The sequence below is a fragment of the Stenotrophobium rhamnosiphilum genome (genome assembly GCF_003052265.1).
GTDB lineage: Bacteria > Pseudomonadota > Gammaproteobacteria > Nevskiales > Nevskiaceae > Stenotrophobium > Stenotrophobium rhamnosiphilum.
This window is the reverse complement of the sequence record NZ_QANS01000003.1, coordinates 213,147-231,567: the sequence shown is the minus strand read 5'-3', so window position 1 is coordinate 231,567 and position 18,421 is coordinate 213,147. Positions and strand designations below refer to the sequence as shown.

General features: G+C 54.7%; 17 protein-coding genes. 11 read left to right on the top strand and 6 right to left on the bottom strand.

Annotated features, from left to right (window positions below; translation table 11 throughout):
- Positions 1-71: 71 nt before the first annotated feature.
- The 9 genes from dnaA (at position 72) to CJD38_RS08520 (ending at position 10,463) form a co-directional block, all read left to right on the top strand.
- Positions 72-1,430 carry a chromosomal replication initiator protein DnaA gene (dnaA, locus tag CJD38_RS08560; protein WP_107939922.1) on the top strand — a complete coding sequence of 453 codons (1,359 nt, stop codon included), beginning with the start codon at positions 72-74 and terminating at the stop codon, positions 1,428-1,430.
- A 249-nt stretch (positions 1,431-1,679) separates the two neighbouring features.
- Positions 1,680-2,780: a DNA polymerase III subunit beta gene (gene dnaN / locus CJD38_RS08555; RefSeq protein ID WP_107939921.1), complete on the top strand. Its 1,101-nt coding sequence runs from the start codon at positions 1,680-1,682 to the stop codon at positions 2,778-2,780.
- A gap of 13 nt (positions 2,781-2,793) precedes the next feature.
- On the top strand, positions 2,794-3,870 hold the full coding sequence (gene recF, locus CJD38_RS08550; RefSeq protein ID WP_107939920.1) for a DNA replication/repair protein RecF: 1,077 nt from the start codon (positions 2,794-2,796) through the stop codon (positions 3,868-3,870).
- A 27-nt stretch (positions 3,871-3,897) separates the two neighbouring features.
- Complete coding sequence (gyrB, locus tag CJD38_RS08545) at positions 3,898-6,312, top strand: DNA topoisomerase (ATP-hydrolyzing) subunit B (protein WP_107939919.1); 2,415 nt, start codon at positions 3,898-3,900, stop codon at positions 6,310-6,312.
- Between the two features lie 163 nt (positions 6,313-6,475).
- Entirely contained in the window at positions 6,476-7,420 is a 945-nt protein-coding gene (locus CJD38_RS08540; RefSeq protein ID WP_107939918.1) for a DegV family protein, read from the top strand.
- Positions 7,421-7,520: 100 nt separating this feature from the next.
- Positions 7,521-8,267 carry a ParA family protein gene (locus tag CJD38_RS08535; protein WP_107939917.1) on the top strand — a complete coding sequence of 249 codons (747 nt, stop codon included), beginning with the start codon at positions 7,521-7,523 and terminating at the stop codon, positions 8,265-8,267.
- Positions 8,268-8,334: 67 nt separating this feature from the next.
- Positions 8,335-8,799: a styrene oxide isomerase gene (locus CJD38_RS08530; protein ID WP_107939916.1), complete on the top strand. Its 465-nt coding sequence runs from the start codon at positions 8,335-8,337 to the stop codon at positions 8,797-8,799.
- A gap of 182 nt (positions 8,800-8,981) precedes the next feature.
- Complete coding sequence (locus tag CJD38_RS08525) at positions 8,982-9,680, top strand: hypothetical protein (RefSeq protein WP_146165956.1); 699 nt, start codon at positions 8,982-8,984, stop codon at positions 9,678-9,680.
- 27 nt (positions 9,681-9,707) lie between these two features.
- Positions 9,708-10,463: an O-methyltransferase gene (locus tag CJD38_RS08520; RefSeq protein WP_107939914.1), complete on the top strand. Its 756-nt coding sequence runs from the start codon at positions 9,708-9,710 to the stop codon at positions 10,461-10,463.
- Positions 10,464-10,526: 63 nt separating this feature from the next.
- Here CJD38_RS08520 and CJD38_RS08515 read toward each other — a convergent pair whose 3' ends face one another.
- Complete coding sequence (locus tag CJD38_RS08515) at positions 10,527-11,705, bottom strand: cation:proton antiporter (RefSeq protein WP_107939913.1); 1,179 nt, start codon at positions 11,703-11,705, stop codon at positions 10,527-10,529.
- Positions 11,706-11,808: 103 nt separating this feature from the next.
- Between CJD38_RS08515 and can the strand changes: the two genes are divergently transcribed.
- Both can and CJD38_RS08505 read left to right on the top strand, forming a co-directional pair.
- Positions 11,809-12,459: a carbonate dehydratase gene (can, locus tag CJD38_RS08510; RefSeq protein ID WP_107939912.1), complete on the top strand. Its 651-nt coding sequence runs from the start codon at positions 11,809-11,811 to the stop codon at positions 12,457-12,459.
- Positions 12,456-13,343, top strand: a complete 888-nt coding sequence (locus tag CJD38_RS08505) for a DMT family transporter (RefSeq protein ID WP_107939911.1) — start codon at positions 12,456-12,458, stop codon at positions 13,341-13,343. The genes can and CJD38_RS08505 overlap by 4 nt, the downstream gene beginning before the upstream one ends.
- A gap of 6 nt (positions 13,344-13,349) precedes the next feature.
- Here the strand turns inward: CJD38_RS08505 and CJD38_RS08500 are convergent, their stop codons facing one another.
- From CJD38_RS08500 to CJD38_RS08480, 5 genes are all read right to left on the bottom strand, one after another.
- Positions 13,350-14,114, bottom strand: coding sequence for an ion transporter (locus CJD38_RS08500; RefSeq protein WP_107939910.1), 765 nt, complete (start codon positions 14,112-14,114; stop codon positions 13,350-13,352).
- An 85-nt stretch (positions 14,115-14,199) separates the two neighbouring features.
- The gene (locus tag CJD38_RS08495) at positions 14,200-14,553 is read right to left on the bottom strand and encodes a hypothetical protein (RefSeq protein ID WP_206362928.1); all 354 of its coding nucleotides are present in this window, start codon (positions 14,551-14,553) and stop codon (positions 14,200-14,202) included.
- 175 nt (positions 14,554-14,728) lie between these two features.
- Positions 14,729-15,955, bottom strand: a complete 1,227-nt coding sequence (locus CJD38_RS08490) for an esterase/lipase family protein (RefSeq protein WP_107939909.1) — start codon at positions 15,953-15,955, stop codon at positions 14,729-14,731.
- Positions 15,956-16,139: 184 nt separating this feature from the next.
- A complete protein-coding gene (locus tag CJD38_RS08485; protein WP_107939908.1) occupies positions 16,140-17,264 on the bottom strand; it encodes a fatty acid desaturase family protein in 1,125 nt (374 codons plus the stop codon).
- 15 nt (positions 17,265-17,279) lie between these two features.
- Entirely contained in the window at positions 17,280-18,404 is a 1,125-nt protein-coding gene (locus CJD38_RS08480) for a ferredoxin reductase (RefSeq protein WP_107939907.1), read from the bottom strand.
- Positions 18,405-18,421 lie beyond the last annotated feature (17 nt).

The following is an 18,421-nucleotide window of genomic DNA, read 5'->3' as shown; positions in this document are numbered from 1 at the left end:
TTCAAGACGCTAGACTGGCTCCCCGGTGCACTAGGGTTATAGAGCGCCCGACAATAACTATTAAACGATACATGTATACCGAAGATATTTGGACACAATGTGTGCGTTGGCTGGAGGGGGAGCTCCCAGACAAGGACATCAACACTTGGATCCGCCCCTTACATCCGGTGGCATCCCGCGAGCGCCTGCTTTTGCTGGCGCCCAATCGCATTGTGCTGGATCGCGTTAAAGCTGATTTCCTTGCTCCCATCCGCCGCGCCGTTAAAGCCAGCGCTGGTGACGAAGCCCCAGAAGTTGAATTAGCCGTCGGCGCCGCTGAGCAAGCTCGCGCGCCAGATCCTGAGCCCACCGCACCTCGCAAAATGTCTGCGCCGGTCTCGACCAGCAGCATTGATGAAGTTCCCGCAGCGTTTACGGCGAATCTGAATCCGCAGTTCACGCTCGAAAATTTCATCGAAGGCAAATCCAACGCCCACGCACGTGCGGCGGCTCAGCATGTCGTAGAAACGCCAGGCGCCGCCTACAACCCACTACTGATCTACGGTCAGTCTGGCCTAGGCAAAACGCATTTAATGCACTCTGTCGGCAACGCCGTGATGCGCCGCACCGGCCGCGCACGCATTGCTTACTTGGGCGCAGAGCAGTGGATGAATCACATGGTCATGGCGATTCGCCACGGCCGCGCCGATGAGTTCCGCTCGTTCTTCCGTTCGGTCGACGCGCTGCTGATCGACGACATTCAATTCTTCGCCAATAAAGAACGTACGCAGGAAGAATTCTTCCACACGTTTAATGCGCTGATCGATAACCGCAAGCAGATCGTGTTGACCTGTGATCGTTATCCGAAAGATGTTGATGGCATCGACGAGCGTTTGAAATCCCGTTTTACCTGGGGACTTTCGGTTGCTGTTGAACCGCCAGAACTCGAAACGCGCGTCGCCATTCTTTTGGCCAAAGCTGAGCAGAACAAAGTTCGCCTGCCAGAAGACGTCGCGTTTTTCGTGGCACAACGCATTCGCTCCAACGTTCGTGACCTCGAAGGCGCGCTGGCCACGCTGTCCGCCACCGCACGCCTGCGCGGCGAACCGCTAACCGTAGAGTTCGCCCGCTCGACGCTGAAGGATCGCCTGGCCGCTTACGAGCGCATGGTGACGATGGACAACATCAAGCGCACGGTCAGCACCTATTACAACATCCGTCTCACGGACCTAAGCTCGCCGCGCCGTACGCGCTCGCTGGCGCGTCCAAGGCAGATTGCCATGGCCTTGTCTAAGGAACTGACGCAACACAGCCTGCCGGAGATTGGAGAGGCCTTTGGCAAGGACCACACGACCGTTCTGCATGCTTGCCGCAAGGTGGCAGAGCTGCGGCATGAGGACCTAAAGATCCGTGAAGATTACGAAAACCTGCTTCGGCAGCTCGGTTATTGAAAGTTGTTAGAAAGTACTTAGGAAAATCTAGAATTAATTGTGGATATGTGCGGGATAAGTCGACTTAACAGATTAATTAAGTGCTTATCCACAGCTCGCTCTAGGATGAAATGACAGTATTGCAAGCAGTAAAAACGTTTATTAGTTATTGATTTTCAAGAAGAAAATTTAGTTATCCAAATAAATCTGTGTCGCCTAATACTACTGTTTAATTATCTTTTTTAAAAAATATACTTAATTGGTGATGACATGAAACTTCAAGTCGGCAGAAACGAACTTCTTTCTGCATTACAAGCCGTAATCGGTGTGGTTGAGCGCAGACAGACCCTTCCAGTTCTGTCGAACTTCCTTTTGGAAACGAAGGATGACGAACTGATCGTGACCGGTACTGATCTCGAGATCGAACTGGAAAGCCGCGCTCGCGTGCAGAACATCGCGCCTGGCCGTATCACCGTGCCAGCACGAAAGCTGTTCGACATCTGCCGAGGTTTGCCAGAAGGCGCCGAGATTCAATTGGAATCCACGGCCGACAAAGCAACGCTTAAATCAGGTCGCAGCCGTTACTCACTGGCTTGCTTGAAAGCGGATGAATATCCAGCGATGGGTCAGGTTGCCGATGGTCGCTCGCTGACTTTGAAGCATGGTCAGCTCAAAGCTATTTTTGAGCGCACGCAGTTCGCAATGGCGCAGCAGGATGTTCGTTATTACTTGAACGGCATGTTGCTCGAGATCACCGCAAACCGCGTTCGCACGGTTGCTACCGATGGTCACCGTTTGGCGATGAGCGAAGTAACGCTCGAAACCGGTTTCAAAGAAGCCACGCAAATCATCGTTCCGCGCAAAGCCATCATCGAGTTGCTGCGCGTGTTGGAAGCAGGGGACGAAGAAGTCACCCTCAAGATTGCAGCCGGTCAGCTGCAGGCAGACCTTGATGTTGTCCGTCTCACCACCAAATTAATTGATGGTCGTTTCCCAGATTACGAGCGCGTTATTCCTGAGTCAGGCGACAAGCGTTTGCAGGCAAACCGCGAGTTGGTGAAGCGTGCGCTGGGCCGTACCGCAATTCTGTCTAACGAAAAATTCCGCGGTGTTCGTCTTCAGTTGGAAAACTCCAAGCTGGTTCTGCAAACGCACAACCCAGAGCACGAAGAAGCCGAAGAAGATCTGGAAGTGAACTACGACGGTGGCGCACTTGAGATTGGCTTCAACGTGAACTATCTGCTCGACGCGCTCGGCGCGTTGACCAGTGAAGAGTTCGTGATGGAACTGAAGAATGCGGATTCCAGCGGCTTGGTTTACGCACTCGACGATCCATCGAGCAAATACGTTGTGATGCCGATGAGGCTCTAATCGGGTCTATTGCATGATGCATCTCGCCCGTATCAAGGGTGAAAATTTTCGACTGTTTGAGAAGCTGGACTTCAACCCGCATCCACGCGTGACCTTCATCACTGGAGAGAACGCGGCGGGGAAGACCAGTTTGTTGGAATCGATTTACTGCTTGGGCCGCGCAAAGTCGTTTCGCGGAAATGGTCCGGCAGAGTTGGCAGGTGCGCTGGGTAAGCATTGGCAGGTGATGGCCAAGTTGCAAAAGCCTGATGCGCCGTCGACGACAGTAAGAGTTGCGTGGAACACGGAAGGGACATCGGTTCGGTTTGGGGAAAGCACCAAGCCGAGCACCGCCGAATTGGTGTCTCAACTCCCGACTCAGATCATCGAGCCGGCCATGCACCGACTGTTACAGGATGGCCCGAGCTACCGGCGGAGCTTTCTGGATTGGGGAGTGTTCCACGTGGAACAACAGTTTTTCCCGGTCTGGCGGCGACACCAAAGGGCGCTCAAGCAACGCAATAAGGCGCTGCGCTTAAAGAGCAGCCCTAAAGAGATTCTTACGTGGGATGAGGAGTTGGCAGGTGCTGCCGAACTCATCTTGCAGTACCGGATAGAACATCTGGCCGCCTTGAAACCCATATTGGGTGAAATGGTGACCAAGCTGTTCAACACCGAGGATTGGTCGATTGAGCTACAACCGGGTTGGTCTACGGATACTCCTTATATTGAGGGTCTCCGCAAAAACCTGGAACGTGACCGCAAAATGGGGATGACCGTAGAAGGTGCCCATCGAGCCGAATTGAAGCTCAAGCTGAACAGTCATCAGGTGAAGAACCGGATCAGTCGCGGCCAGCAGAAGTTGCTGATCTCGGCCCTGATTCTGGCGCAGTCCGAATTGATGTACCGACACACGGGCAGGTCACCCATTTTGTTGGTGGATGACTTCTCCGCAGAGTTGGCCACGGAGTTTCAACGCGCCTTGGCCGGCTTGTTTGCTCAACATACAGGGCAGCTGTTTATCACGGCGTTTGAACGGGTTCCTGCGTTCGATTTGCTGCCTGATTCGTCAATGTTCCACGTGGAACATGGCCTGATTCGTGAGTGTTAAAATTGCCGCTTATTAAGAGATTTGCCCATGTCTGACCTGTCTGAAAAACCTACCGCCACTTACGACTCCAGCAGCATCCGCGTCCTCAAGGGACTGGAAGCGGTTCGTCAGCGACCCGGCATGTACATCGGCGACACCGACGACGGCACCGGCCTGCACCACATGGTGTTCGAGGTCGTTGATAACGCGATCGACGAAGCCCTTGCTGGTTACTGCACAGAAGTTGGCGTCATCCTGCACTCGGATGGCAGCGTCACTGTCACCGACAACGGCCGCGGTATTCCTACGGACGTGATGGCAGAAGAAGGCCGTTCCGCAGCCGAAGTGATCATGACCGTGCTGCACGCCGGCGGTAAGTTCGGCGGTAGCGGCTATAAGGTTTCGGGTGGTTTGCACGGCGTGGGCGTGTCGGTTGTGAACGCGCTGTCCGACAAACTGCTGCTCGATATCTACCGTGACGGCAAGCACCACCACCAGGAATACCACAACGGCGACCCTGTATTCCCGTTGAAGGTTGTCGGCGAATCCGAAGGCAAGCGTGGAACACACGTGCGCTTCTTCCCGAGCCCAGCAACGTTTACCAATCTCGAATTCCACTTCGACATCTTGGCGCGCCGTCTGCGTGAGCTGTCGTTCCTCAACTCCGGCGTGCGCATCGTTCTGCACGAAGAAGCTACCGGCCGCGAAGATATCTTCGAATACAAAGGCGGCATCAAAGCCTTTGTCGAGTTCCTCAACAAGAACAAAACCGGTATTCACGACACCGTCCTGTACATGGATGCCGAGCAGGATGGCGTGATGGTGGAAGCCGCGCTGCAGTGGAACGACTCCTACAGCGAGAACGTGTTCTGCTTCACCAACAATATTCCGCAGAAAGACGGTGGTACGCACCTCACCGGTTTCCGCAACGCGCTGACTCGCGTGCTCGGTGATTACCTCGAGAAAGAGGGTTACACCAAGAAAGAAAAGATTTCGATGATCGGTGACGACTCGCGTGAAGGCCTCACCGCCGTGCTGTCGGTCAAAATCCGCGATCCCAAGTTCAGCTCACAGACCAAAGAAAAGCTGGTGTCTTCAGAAGTGACGCCGGTCGTCTCCAACCTCGTTGGCGAAAAGCTCAAAGACTTCCTGCTAGAAAATCCACGCGAAGCCAAGTTCATTGCCGCCAAGGTTTGCGAAGCCGCTCGCGCCCGCGAAGCTGCCCGCAAGGCCAAAGAACTCAATCGCCGCAAATCAGTGCTGGATATCGCCGGTTTGCCGGGGAAGCTGGCAGATTGTCAGGAGAAGGACCCAGCTAAATCCGAACTGTTCCTCGTGGAAGGTGACTCCGCAGGCGGCTCGGCCAAGCAAGGTCGCGATCGTCGCTTTCAGGCGATTTTGCCGTTGAAGGGCAAAATCCTGAACGTTGAAAAAGCGCGCCTCGAAAAAATGCTCTCCTCGCAAGAAGTCGCCACGCTGATCACCGCGATGGGTTGTGGCATTGGCAAAGAAGACTTCAAGCCAGAAAAGCTGCGCTATCACCGCATCATCATTATGACCGACGCTGACGTCGACGGCGCGCACATCCGCACGCTGCTGCTGACGTTCTTCTACCGCCATATGTTCACCTTGGTTGAGAAGGGTCACATCTACATCGCGCAGCCACCACTCTACAAAGTGAAAGCCGGCAAGCTCGAAACCTATGTGAAGGACGACACCGCGTTCAACGAGTGGCTGCTCACCGCCGCGCTCAATGAAACCGTGTTGATTCCGGGCGAAGGCCAGGAAGCGATTCCTGCATCACGTCTCACCCAGCTGCTGCGCGAACGCGCCGCGGTTGATGAGTTGATCGAACGCATCTCGCGTCGCTATGACCACAACGTGCTGCAAGTTCTCGGACGTCGTGCGCCGGTGCCGACGGATGCCGCCGAACTCACGCAGTGGGCTGTCGATTTCGCTCACGAACTCAACTCCGCTGAAATCAACGGCCGTTTTGAAGTCAGTGCGCAAGCCAGCGGCGACAGCCAGCAGGTTCTGGTCAACAGAATTTCCCACGGCGTGACGCAAGTCTTTAATTTTAATAGTGATTTCTTCGCAACCGTCGAATATAAGCGCATCGCAAGCCTGCGCGTAGCGACCAACGCGCTGGTTAGCGCCGGTGCCGTGATTCAGCGTGGCGAGCGCAAGGTGCCGGTTTCAACCTTCGATGAGGTCTACGCCTGGTTGATGAGCGAAGCGCGCCGTGGTCTGCACGTACAGCGCTACAAAGGCCTTGGCGAAATGAACCCAGAACAGTTGTGGGAAACCACGCTCGATCCGGCAGTTCGTCGCCTTGTGCAGGTTCGTATCGAAGACGTTGTCTCCGCCGACCAGATCTTCACCACCTTGATGGGTGAGCATGTTGATCCGCGCCGCGAGTTCATCGAGAAGAACGCATTGCTGGTCGGTAATCTGGATCTCTAAAAAACGTAAAACCCTCTCGCTCATTCGCAGTAATGCGCGAGAGGTGGTTGCCCTGCATGGATGCGTGGGCATAATAGCGACGCGATAAGAATTCAATCGGCATGCCTAGCGAGCCGATCATCAATGCACGTTCGTGCGTTGTAGCGACGTTTGGGAGATAAGGATGCGTATCGGAGTCGTCGTCGACGCCAGCTGCGATTTGCCGCCGGAGTTCCTGCGCGAGCACAACATCGGCATCTTGCCGGTCAGCATTCGCCTTGGCGATGAACTGCTTGTCGACATGCGCGATCCCGATGTAACGCTCAAGTTCTACACCGAGCAACTCGCAGCGAAAGGACTCGAAGCAGAAACCAGTCCGTTCACCGCCGAACAAATTCGCCAAAAATTTCTAGATCGTATCGTCATCGATTACGACTACGTTTTTTGCATCACCGTTTCTTCTACGCGCAGCGCGATTTTTGAAAACGCCACGCGTGCATCGTTCGCCATTCTCAACGACTACAAATCGATTCGCGCTGCTGCCGGTGTCACTGGCCCGTTTGCGCTGCGTGTGGTCGATAGCAAAAACATGTTCTGCGCCACGGGTGTGCTCGCAGCAGAAGCAGCCAAGCTCGCACGTGCAGGTCTCGCCCCTAATGAGATTCGTCGCCGCGTAGACGAAGTGCGCGACAACCTCTGCGGTTACATGGTGCCTGGCGACCTTTATTACATCCGCACACGCGGCATGAAAAAAGGCGAAAAAAGTATTGGCCTGATGACTTACGCCATCGGCTCCGCACTCGATATCAAACCGGTGATTCAGTCGTATCGCGGCGAGACCGAGCCCATTGCAAAATTCCTCGGTTACGACCGCGCCGTAGAAAAAATGTTTGCCCACGTTGCGCGTCAGATTGAACGCGGCATTTCAACGCGCCACATCTGCATCAGTTATGGCGGTGATCCTGCACTCATCGCACGCCTGCCCGGCTACGCAGCGCTCGCACAAGTCGCGCGCGAAAACGGCATCGAAATTATGAGCAGCATCATGTCTGCTACCGCAGCAGTGAATGCCGGTGGCGCATGCGTCGCCATCGCATACGGTGGAGAGTTGCGCACCTTCGAAGGTTGAGCGCTACACGCTGCTGAAAAAGATTTGAATACCGTTCTCGCGTCATAGCGAGAGCGCAGTGGTTAAATCTCGTTTCATCAGTCGTGGGAGCTCGCAAGTCATGCAGACCTTGGCGCTTTACAACTTGAAAGGTGGCGTCGGCAAATCAGCCGCAGCAGTCAACCTCGCCTACCTCGCCGCAGCCGACGGCTACTCAACGCTCTTGTGGGATCTCGATCCCCAAGCCGCCGCGACTTGGTATTTCGATATCAAAACAGAAGACGGCAAAACTAAAAAAGTTGTCGAAGGCAACACGCCCATCGGCCGCCTCGCGAAACCCACACCGTACGACAATCTTGGCGTGATCCCGGCAGATTTTTCCAGCCGCTATCTCGACATCATGCTGAAAAAAGTAGTGCCGCCACGTGAAGCACTCAAGCGATTGCTCAAACCTTTCGGCGAACAATATTCATTGATCGTTCTCGACTGCGCACCCAGCATCTCGCACCTAGCAGACAACGTATTCACCGCCGCTGATCTCGTGCTTGCACCCGTCGTGCCCACGTTCTTATCACTGCGCGCACTTGAACAAGTGCAAGAATATTTCAAACAAGAAGGCTACGAGAACTCAGCCCTGCGCCCGTTCTACTCTATGGCGGATCGCCGTCGTGGACTGCATCGCGATCTGCTCGAGAATCGCCCAAAGAGCATGGCGCGCAGTTTAGAAACCGTGGTGCCCTACTCTTCTACCGTTGAACGCATGGGCGAACATCGCGCGCCGATTCCTGCGTTTGCGCCGTCTGATGATGCGGCGCTGATTGCGTATGCGGAGTTGTGGCTCGAAACAAAAAAATTATTAAAGTTCTAGCCGCGACGTAGCCCGGGTGAAACCCGGGTTGCACCCGGGCTACAAAAGCACGGAAAGGAGATCACACATGGATCGTGATATCGAAACTCTGAAAGCCAATCTCAAACGCTACACAATGTTGCTGGGCGTTTTACAAATTACAGTCGGGTGCATCGTCGGATTTATACCTCCGACTGCTGTGCAATGGTTTCGCGGCATTGTGATGGCGCATATTGAGTTCACAGCCAATGGTGTATTGATGGTTGTGTTCAGCTTTCTTGTCATGGAAATGCGCTTGAATGCTACGGCATTCAAAGTGTGGTTCGCGTCTTTGCAGATTGGCACTTGGATGAATGGTGGTGCGGGCGTTCTGGCCGCATTCATTGGCGCTTCATCAAAATTGATGCCGACGCTGAACGAAAAATTTCCGCCACCGAATGGAACCGACAGTGCGCTGGTATCGGCTTCACTTCAGGTGTGCGGCGTCACCATCATGATTGCTTTGCTGCTGACGCTATACGGGCTGTTCCGTGCGAAAAGCGCCGAACAATGAGCGACTAAAAATGGAAGGAGCCGGTCATGTCTCGTGAGCCTATCTTCTGCGAAGTTGCTGCCCCACGTGAACACAAAGGTTCAAAATTTTCGCGTGAAGCCATTTGGCTGACATGGTCAAAGTCATTTCGAGCGTTTGTTGCCGAGCTAGAGTCTGCTGGCGAGTTAAATCGTCGCGTCACGATGAAAAATATTCGCGGATGTGCGCCCTACTCGACGACGTATCATCCGGATAAAGATCCTCGAAAAGCGACTTACTGGCCACTGCTTCTGGATTTCGCAAAGAGCCTAGACGACTGGCGCATCAGCGACAAGATGATTCTGTTCCGCGACATGTTTCCGGCAGCTTTGGACAGTCGAAAAATGCGCGTACTGTTTTCGCTCTTACGCGTTGCAGTAACGGAAATTTACGGCGATCAACGAGCATCGTTATCGGCGCCTGTCACCCCAGAAAGAAAAGATCTTGGATTTCCCTTACATGCAGATCTTTTTCTTTCATCCAAACTCTGGCTAATTTTTGACGATGTTCCTGATGATAAAAGTGGTGCGTCGCTGTTCATGTCGCGGCAAAATCTTTTGCATCTTCTGAAGAAGCAGCCCAAGTTTCCTGTCAGTGCGTTGAAAGACGTCCGGCAGCTCATGTGCGGCAAAGTCTCGCGTGACTCATTCGATAAGCTGTTTCGAATACTTCACGGGGGCGCGAATGAATGGAGCGACGAGTTGAGTCTTTCTCTGCAAAAAGCAGCGATGAAAATCAGACTGCGCAGAGGTGAGGGATATCTCATGGATGATCGTCGCTGGTTACATGGAAGAGACGCAGCAACGCGCCCTGTTGCTGCGTGGCGTTTTCATCGACTCACGTTTGGGCCAATAGAAATTTAGTTTGCGCGGAATACAAAGGACAAGGACATGTCGACACTCTCGAGAAAAATCCCGTTTCTACGCTGGTCATTCATACGCCTATTTTTAGGCATGCCGCATCTGCTGAAGAATTGGCAGGTCGGCGATGGCCGTGAAGCGCGGCTTGCGGAGTATGTCGTTGCGAAAGCTAAGCAAGGTGATGCGAAGGATGTGATTCGTATCATCGATGAGTACTGCTACAACGAAAGCTTTCTAATTAATGTCGGCGATGAGAAAGGTTTGATCCTTGATGCCGCTGTCGAACGCGCAAAGCCTAGTCGCATTCTCGAGTTGGGGACGTATTGCGGATATAGCGCACTACGCATGGCAGCTGCTGCACCGACTGCACGCATTGTCTCCATCGAGTTCAATGCAGAAAACGCAAAGATCGCGCGACGCATCTTTGAACATGCTGGCGTTAGCTCACGCGTGACGGTTGTTGTGGGTACTTTGGGTGACGGCGGAAAAACAGCAAGTGCACTGAACCAAGAGCAAAACTTTGCAGCAGGCACTATCGATTTGGTTTTTGTAGACCACGATAAAAATGCTTATCTGCCAGATCTAAAACTGATCATGCGAGAAGGCTGGCTGCGACGCGGTGGATTGGTCGTCGCGGATAACATTAAGTTCCCTGGCGCGCCGGAGTACCGCGCTTATATGCACGAGAACGAAGGCAAAGTCTGGCGCACTGATGAATACGAAACGCATGCCGAGTATCAGACGATGATCAAGGATCTCGTATTGGTTTCGGAATACTTGGCGTAGGGTGCGCCGTGCGCACGCGGGGTTGGGGCAATGCCGAAAAAATGGTGCGCACAGCGCACCCTACTAGCCGAGCTCTGCGGGCTTGCCGATGATGCGGCCTTGAACGCGGCCTACGAGTGAAATCCAACTTGGTGAGAGCAACAAGGTAAGTGCGATCACTGCAACTGTGAGCTGATGTGAAAACTCACTGATCAGCGATGCTTGCGCGCCAAGTGCTGCAAGTACAAAGCTGAATTCACCAATCTGTGCCAGATGCGCGCCAGCGTAAATGCTGTACCGCCAGGGATCGCCAAGTGAGCGAAGTACCGCTGCGTTGATCGCGGTGTTGCCGACGAAAACCGCGGTGGCTATCAGCACGATCAGCCAAATGTTTTCGAGTGCGAAGTGAACGTCGACCAGCAATCCAACCGAAATAAAGAACACCGCCACGAAGACGACGCGGAACGGTTCGAGGCGGTGATGCACCCAGTTGGTTTCGCGTGCGACACCCACCAGCATGCCGGCAAGAAACGCCCCGAGCGCGGTGGAGAGATGGAACAGTCCCGTGAGCAGCGCCAAGCCCAGGCAAAGACCAAAGGCAAAGAACACTTGCAGCTCGTGATCGGCGCGCAGCTTGTCGCCCATCGGCAGATGCACATGCTTGCCCCACATCATCCACGCGACGAGCGCGATCGTGAGGCTGGCGCCAACCACTTGCAGCGACAGACTCACCGCATCCGGTTTATCGCCGCTGAGTACGCCAACGATGATCAGCATCGGAATTAGCGCCAAATCTTGCGCCAGTAGAATTCCGAGCGTGTCGCGACCGATCTTGGCTTTGAGCTGGCCTGAGTCGCGTAAATAATTGAGCACGACGGCGGTGCTGGAGAGGCTCAGCACAAAACCCGTGAGAACGATGCGCGATGTCGGCCAGTTCAACCACCAGCCGACCATCGCCATCAGGAACACGCTGCCGAAAATTTGCGCAGTGGTGCCAATAAATGTGATGCGCCAGCTCGCCAGCAAGCGGTGCGGCGAGGTTTCCATGCCCACAAAGAACAGCAGCAGCACCACCCCGAACTCACCGACGCGGGCCAGCGTTTCAGGCTCTTGCAGAAGGCCAAAGCCTGCCGGGCCGAGCACAATGCCGGATAGCAGATAACCGACCACATGCGGCTGATTCAGCCTGCGCGTAGCGAGCACGACCATTAGAATAACCAGCAGACAGCCGACCAGCTTCAACAAGATGGGATCAAAATGCATAAAATCTCAGAACTTGGGCCTCGGTATAGTCCCATAAAATATTAATGCCATCTGCACAGGCTAGTTTGGACGGCAGATACAGCGAACGCGGAGAAGTAGGCACATGAAAAAATTGGAAGAGCTGCTCGAACGCAACGCCAAATGGGCGGCTGCGGTTGAAGCCGAACAGCCAGGTTTCTTTGAACGTCTGGCGCGTTTGCAGGCGCCCAAGTATTTGTGGATTGGCTGCGCCGACTCGCGCGTGCCGGCCAATGAGATCACCGGTCTGCTGCCGGGCGAAATCTTCGTCCATCGCAATATCGCCAACGTGGTCGTGCATACCGATCTCAATTGTTTGTCGGTGATTCAATTTGCAGTCGACGTGCTCAAGGTTGAGCACATCATGGTCGTCGGACATTACGGTTGTGGTGGCGTGAATGCCGCGTTGCATAACCGCCGCCTCGGCTTGGTCGATAACTGGATTCGCCACGTACAAGACGTGCGCGATAAACACATCGACCATCTGCAGTCGCTGCAATTTGTCGGCGAACAAGAAGATCGCCTGTGCGAACTCAATGCGCTGGAGCAGGTGCTCAACGTTTGCCAGACCAGCATCGTGCAAGACGCATGGGCACGTGGGCAGCAATTGCATGTGCATAGCTGGATCTACGGTTTGATCACTGGCCGCGTGCATGACCTCGGTCTCACCGCCAGCGCACCCGAAGAAGTGATGACCGGCTATCGCGACGCAATCGGGCGCCTCAACAACAAATGAGCGTAGACGTCGGGCGCTCTGATCTGCGCGCCCTCGCCGCTCTCATCACGGGTGCGGTGCTGATCGGCTTGGCGCCGATCTTTGTTCGACTCAGCGATGTGGGTCTCACTGCGACGGGCTTCTGGCGCATGGCGCTAGCACTGCCCTTGCTTGGCGTCTTGATGCTGCGCGAAACCGGCGGCATCAAAATCAAGCCGGGCATCGGCTGGCTATTGCTCGCAGGCGTCTTCTTCACTGGCGACCTCGTGTTCTGGCATCAGTCGATACATCTCAGCTCCGTCGCCAACGCCACGCTGATGACCAACCTCGCACCCGTGTTCGTCGCACTCGCTTCATTCTTAATATTTGGCGAACGCTTTCGCCCCGCGTTTATTGCCGGCATTGCGTTGGCCTTGGTCGGTGCGGTGGTGCTGATGTCCGGCAGCATGAAACTCGGCGCACACAATCTGCTCGGTGATCTGCTCGCCTGCATCTCTGCGGTGTTTTATGCGGGCTACATTCTTGGCGTGTCGCGCGCACGTCAACGCTATGGCGCAATGGAAGTGATGTTCTGGTCCACGCTATCAAGCGCTGTGTTGCTGTGCATTGTTGGCAATGTGCAAGGCGATAGTTTCTGGCCGCAGTCTGCACACGGCTGGTGGGTGCTGATTGGTTTGGCGCTCTTGTCTCATGTCGCAGGCCAAGGTTTGATCGCTTGGGCGCTCGCACATTTGTCTGCAGCATTCTCAGCCGTGGGTTTGCTGGTGCAGCCTGTCGCAGCTGCAGCATTCGCATGGCTGATATTGGCGGAGCCTTTCGGAACGCTACAAGCACTCGGTGGCGCGATTGTGTTGGCAGGCATCGTGACTTGCCGCGTGGCGATGCCAAGAGCAACAGAAACCTAAATCAATTTAGGAAATATGTCCGCGCTGCTTTTCTAGCTGATTCGATTCGATGGAATTTCTGATCTGCTGCAAGTTTTCACGTAACAGATCCGCAACCAGTTCATCAGTCCGTGGATCAGTCAGCACTTCTTCAAGTACGCGCATCACAGCGTCGATCACGCTTTCGACGATGTCGTTGTAGAACGGCAGTCGATGCAGACGACCCGCCTGCTTATCCTCGCGCATCTTCTGAATAATCGTTGCGCGCAGCGCTGCCTGATTTTCTTTCAGCGCGCGCGCAATGTTATGCGTGTATGTACCGCGCGTGAGCACTTGTTGCACTTCATCAAGCACTGCCACGGTGACGGCACTACTGATGGAGTTAACAATCGCCGCTTTAAAACGATTGACCAAGCGATAGGTGAATTCTTCGCCGAGTGCGCGATCCGCCGCCATGCCAAAACGCGAGAACAAGGTGATGAAGCGCAGTACGCGAATCAAACGCAGACCGCGCAGCGCCGGATGCGCGACGGGGATCATGCCGAGTGCGTCATACCAATTACGGCGCAGATGCTGAAACGTCCACTTGGCGGCGTTCCAGCGCCAGAAAAACTCGATTGCGAAAATCGCACAGATCACGTAATCGGCGGTGAGAATGGCGCTGCGTACTTCTGCAGAAGCATTGCCCCAAGTTTCGAATACCAACAAACCTACGGACAGCACCGCGAGGACCAGCATCAGCCAATCGAGCAGATCAATGCGGCGCGGAGTAGATTTTTTGGGAGCGTTCATAGAAAAAGACTCAGCGAAGAAGCTTTTTATGAATAGCGCAAAACAGCGCAGCGATGGAGCGTGCCATCGCTGCGCTGTTCTTTAATTAACGCTTGGCGCGTGTGCTGACGCGGACTTTGCCAGCGGGTTTTGCTTTTGCTGATTTCTCGTTGAGCACCTTAGCGACCTGCTGGCTCTCTTCAAGATTTTCAAACTGATCTGAGATCAGCTGACCAATCTCACGATTGATACGACGGATCGCGTCGTAAACCATGCCGATGGTGTGGCGCTGTTTAGCTTTCAGCTTGAGCTTGTCGTCATCGAGCACGCCGGCTTTTTCCAGCGCATCAAACGGCAACTCGGCGATGTATTGGTGAACCTGCTCAACCGAGCTTGCGCCACGGTCGATAGCTTCTTGAATCATGTCTTTGAGTAATTGCAGGCGTTCAAGTTTTCTCATATCGGGCTCCATCAAGGTTGAAATACGCTATGACGCTACCTTAAACGAATTTGCAGCTAATGTAGGAGCGCCTCTTAGGCGCGATGGTGCAATCGCCAATCGCGCCTAAGACGAGGGCATGGATGCCCGAGGTAGAGCAAGGCAGGAGCAGTTGCCGAGGCGCTCCTACAAAAGCCTAGGTGTTTGATAGCCATTGCAGGATTTGCGTACCTACTTCGCGGCGATACAGCAGATCCCAGTGGCTGTGCTGATAAAACAGCGCTTGGTGAGACGGTGAAAAATACAGGCAGCGCGCCGATTCCGGATGTTTACCTAAAGCACTGTCCACCGGAACCAGACCATCACCGAGCAAGGTGTCTTTGTTGTCGCCAAGCGTTTTGCCCAGCGTTGCAGCGGCGACAAAGTAACGAACGCCCGGAGGTAGCGTCACGATGGTACGGTCATCCGGGGCGTGATCAAAACGTCCGCGACGATTCCAGTCTTCATCAACGAGCGCGCCATAACGTAGATCGGTAACGCCTGCGCTGCGCAACATGCCTAAGCGTGCAAGCGGCGCAGCAAAAGGAATCACGCCAACAGCGCGTTGAAATAAGTTGCCATGACGTTCCAGCGGCGCGCCGTGATGTGGCGTGCCGAGGAAAACCACATTCTTTAATACGCGCAGCCAGCGATATTCTTTCTGCATGCCGTAATGGCAGGCACTGCGCGTAACGAGGCCACCCATGCTGTGGGTAAGCAATGTCAATTTAGTGACTTTGGTTGGCCAGCTTGCGAGCAGTAGTTCCAGCGTCGCCGCAAATTCACGACCGTTCTGAGAAATATGACGGCCACTGTTGTAGCGGAGATGCACCGCACTGGCATTGAGCTGCTGCGCCACGCCATCGACATGACTGTAGCCGTCGCGCGTCCACTGCAAATCATTCATGCAGAGACCATGCACAACAACGAGTACATGACCACGTGCATCCGGTACTGCAGCACTGAGTGCTTCCGGATTTAAAGATAGCGGTTTGTCCTGATAACGAAACGTCATCTGCAGCGCGAGAGGGTTGTCACTCGCTTCAAGATGATCGCCGACAACGCCATTCACCACCGCGAGCAAAATTTCTCGCGCAGGCGATGAAGGCGTTTGCGCTACGGCTTTTTCAAGCAACGGAATAATCGGTTGCAGCGTTTGATCAATGCCAAAACCAATTGCACCAGTGATCTCGCGAACGCCGCGATAAACCAAACCGGTGATGCCGGTGGTGCGTTCATCTTTGCTTTGACCAAACAGCATCGATGGACGTGCAATGCGCTGGTGAATCGCTTCGACCAAATCGGTGACGCGTTGAGTCGCGTCAACAGCGAGCTTGCCGTAGCCGCGAACATCATTGGGTTTAACGTGCAGTTCTTTCGGCATGGCAGCACCTGACTACTAGGTTCTGAGTTTTAACGTTTCCCTCTCCCCTTTGAGGGAGAGGGATTAAGGGAGAGGGGGATGAGCGCAGCGATTGCTTTAAAGTCCACAAGCACTCACTACGCTCGCCCCTCTCTCTAACTCTCTCCCACGAGGGGAGAGAGGACAGTGTGGTTCCGCTTAAAACTTACGCCGCCAGCTTGTAAGCGGGCGCTGCGTCATTCACCGCATCAACCGTCACCAACGGACGCACAGCAGGCGTGCGGCTCGGGAAAGACAACTTCACGATACGCTTCCAGGTGCTCAGCGTCTGGCGCATGAACGAACCGGTGTTGTAAGGCAGGCCAAACTTTTCGCAGATGGCGCGCACTTCTGGCGAGATCTCTGCGTAACGATGTGCAGGCAGATCTGGGAACAAGTGATGTTCAATCTGGAAGCTGAGGTTGCCGCTCATGATGTGCATCAGTTTGCCGCCGCTGAAGTTGGCCGAGCCGAGCAGCTGGCGCACATACCACTGGCCACGCGTTTCGTTTTCGATCACGGATTCAGGGAACTGCTCAACTTCTTCTGGGAAGTGACCGTTAAAAATAACGGCGCAAGCCCAGACGTTACGCATCAGGTTTGCAGCAACGTTGCCTACGAAAACAAACGGCGCCATTGGGCCGCCGAGCAATGGGAAGAACACATAGTCCTTCGCCAGCTGCTTGCGCATCTTCTGCCAGACAGGCTTGAAGTCTTCCTTCAACTGCGCCTTGGTCTTGGTCTTGTAGATCAGCACGTCTTCAACTTTCAGATTCTGCACAGCAACAAAGTGCTGGAAGAAAGTGTGAAGGATGACGGTGAGCGGAACGTTGGCGAGGAAGCGTGGCTCCCACTTCTGTTCTTCCGACATGCGCAGCAGGCCGTAACCAATATCGTGATCTTTGTTGAGCACGTTGGTGTAGGTGTGGTGTTCGTAGTTGTGCGTCAGCTTCCAGTTCTTCGCGGTGTCGGCGCTGTCCCAATCGAACTTCTGCGAGTTGAGTGCAGCGTCGCCCATGAAGTCGTACTGACCGTGCATGACGTTGTGGCCGATTTCCATGTTGTCGAGAATTTTCGACACGCCCAGCGCAGCAACACCGAGTGGCCATGCTGGCGGAATCATCAGCATGATGCGGCCGCCGATTTCGAGCTGGCGCTGACGCTTGATCAGCGTGCGGATGTAAGTAGCATCACGCTCGCCGAGGTCGGCGCGCACGCGGTTGCGGATGGCGTCGAACTCGGCGCCAATCTGCTGGAATTGTTCAGGGGTCAGTTTGCTGAAAGTACTCATGAGTGAGTGCTCCTATTAAATATCGAGGGTGACGGTGCCAACTGGCACGCTCACGCAAATTTGGATTTCGGCTTCGCCGGCATCGCTGATTTCGCCAGTGCGCGTATCGCGCACCTTGCCTGCGGTCTTGATGCAGGTGCAGGCCTTGCAGATGCCCATGCGGCAGCCGGACTCTGGCTTGAGGCCAGCGGCTTCAGCTTGATCAAGCAACGTTGCGCCAGAATTCTTTGCGAGACGTTCGCTACGAATAAAACGCACTTCGCCTTCAGCATTCGCGCTGTCGATAACAACCGGTGCTGCGGTGAAGTGTTCAAGATGCAGCTGATCGCTCAGGCCTTCATCGGCCCAAACCTTCTGCACTACTTTCATCATGCCCGGAGGGCCGCAGAGAAAAGCCTGTGCGTCGGCGTAATCAGGCACTGCTTTAATGAGCTGCTCGCGGCTGAACAAGCCTTGCAGTTCGCCGCTCTGATCTTCGTTATAAGCGCGCAGCAGTTCTACGTTGAGAAACTGCGCATTGATCATCGCGAGTTCGTCGAGATAAATCTGATCGCTTGCAGCGTTGGAGTAATGCAGGAAAGTGATCTTGCCCTTGTGGCCTTCGTCGCACAGCGTGCGCAGCATCGACATCACCGGCGTAATGCCGCTGCCGCCGCTGATCAGCAAGATGCGATCCGGGCGCTGTTCGGGCAGCGCGAACTGGCCTTCAGCCTGCGACAAGAACACAGTCGTGCCGACGCGCAGATCGAGCTTCAAGTGTTTGGAAACAAAACCGTCGCCGTGAGCTTTAACGGTGAGTTCGATCAGGCCGTCTTTGGCGTGAACCGAGTTGGCCGGTGAGTAGCAGCGGGTGCGGCGCACGCCGTTGATCTCAACAGTCAGGCGAACATATTGGCCGGCCGCAAAGCCCTGCCAGTTACGGTTGGGGCGCAGCGTCAGGGTGACGCTGTCAGCGGTTTGGTGACGGGTGGCGATGACTTCGGCGCGCACTTCGCGCAGCGCAAAGGTCGGCGCGAACTGTTCAACGTAGCGGTCAACGCCATGCGGATAGGTCAACGCCGCGGCAAGGCGGGAGTTGAGGGCGCTGTGGACGAGGTCCAGAGCGCGGTCTGCAAAGCGGTTTGTGGTGAGCTGCGGCATAACAATCTCCAGTTACG

Excerpts from the sequence above, each read along its gene's own strand:
- CJD38_RS08505 (WP_107939911.1), top strand. The coding sequence starts at position 12,456 with ATGAGCGTAGACGTCGGGCGCTCTGATCTGCGCGCCCTCGCCGCTCTC.
- CJD38_RS08515 (WP_107939913.1), bottom strand. The coding sequence starts at position 11,705 with ATGCATTTTGATCCCATCTTGTTGAAGCTGGTCGGCTGTCTGCTGGTT.
- recF (WP_107939920.1), top strand. The coding sequence starts at position 2,794 with ATGATGCATCTCGCCCGTATCAAGGGTGAAAATTTTCGACTGTTTGAG.
- CJD38_RS08535 (WP_107939917.1), top strand. The coding sequence starts at position 7,521 with ATGCAGACCTTGGCGCTTTACAACTTGAAAGGTGGCGTCGGCAAATCA.
- dnaN (WP_107939921.1), top strand. The coding sequence starts at position 1,680 with ATGAAACTTCAAGTCGGCAGAAACGAACTTCTTTCTGCATTACAAGCC.
- CJD38_RS08485 (WP_107939908.1), bottom strand. The coding sequence starts at position 17,264 with ATGAGTACTTTCAGCAAACTGACCCCTGAACAATTCCAGCAGATTGGC.
- CJD38_RS08500 (WP_107939910.1), bottom strand. The coding sequence starts at position 14,114 with ATGAACGCTCCCAAAAAATCTACTCCGCGCCGCATTGATCTGCTCGAT.
- CJD38_RS08525 (WP_146165956.1), top strand. The coding sequence starts at position 8,982 with ATGAAAAATATTCGCGGATGTGCGCCCTACTCGACGACGTATCATCCG.
- CJD38_RS08480 (WP_107939907.1), bottom strand. The coding sequence starts at position 18,404 with ATGCCGCAGCTCACCACAAACCGCTTTGCAGACCGCGCTCTGGACCTC.
- gyrB (WP_107939919.1), top strand. The coding sequence starts at position 3,898 with ATGTCTGACCTGTCTGAAAAACCTACCGCCACTTACGACTCCAGCAGC.
- can (WP_107939912.1), top strand. The coding sequence starts at position 11,809 with ATGAAAAAATTGGAAGAGCTGCTCGAACGCAACGCCAAATGGGCGGCT.
- CJD38_RS08495 (WP_206362928.1), bottom strand. The coding sequence starts at position 14,553 with ATGAGAAAACTTGAACGCCTGCAATTACTCAAAGACATGATTCAAGAA.
- CJD38_RS08530 (WP_107939916.1), top strand. The coding sequence starts at position 8,335 with ATGGATCGTGATATCGAAACTCTGAAAGCCAATCTCAAACGCTACACA.
- dnaA (WP_107939922.1), top strand. The coding sequence starts at position 72 with ATGTATACCGAAGATATTTGGACACAATGTGTGCGTTGGCTGGAGGGG.
- CJD38_RS08540 (WP_107939918.1), top strand. The coding sequence starts at position 6,476 with ATGCGTATCGGAGTCGTCGTCGACGCCAGCTGCGATTTGCCGCCGGAG.
- CJD38_RS08490 (WP_107939909.1), bottom strand. The coding sequence starts at position 15,955 with ATGCCGAAAGAACTGCACGTTAAACCCAATGATGTTCGCGGCTACGGC.
- CJD38_RS08520 (WP_107939914.1), top strand. The coding sequence starts at position 9,708 with ATGTCGACACTCTCGAGAAAAATCCCGTTTCTACGCTGGTCATTCATA.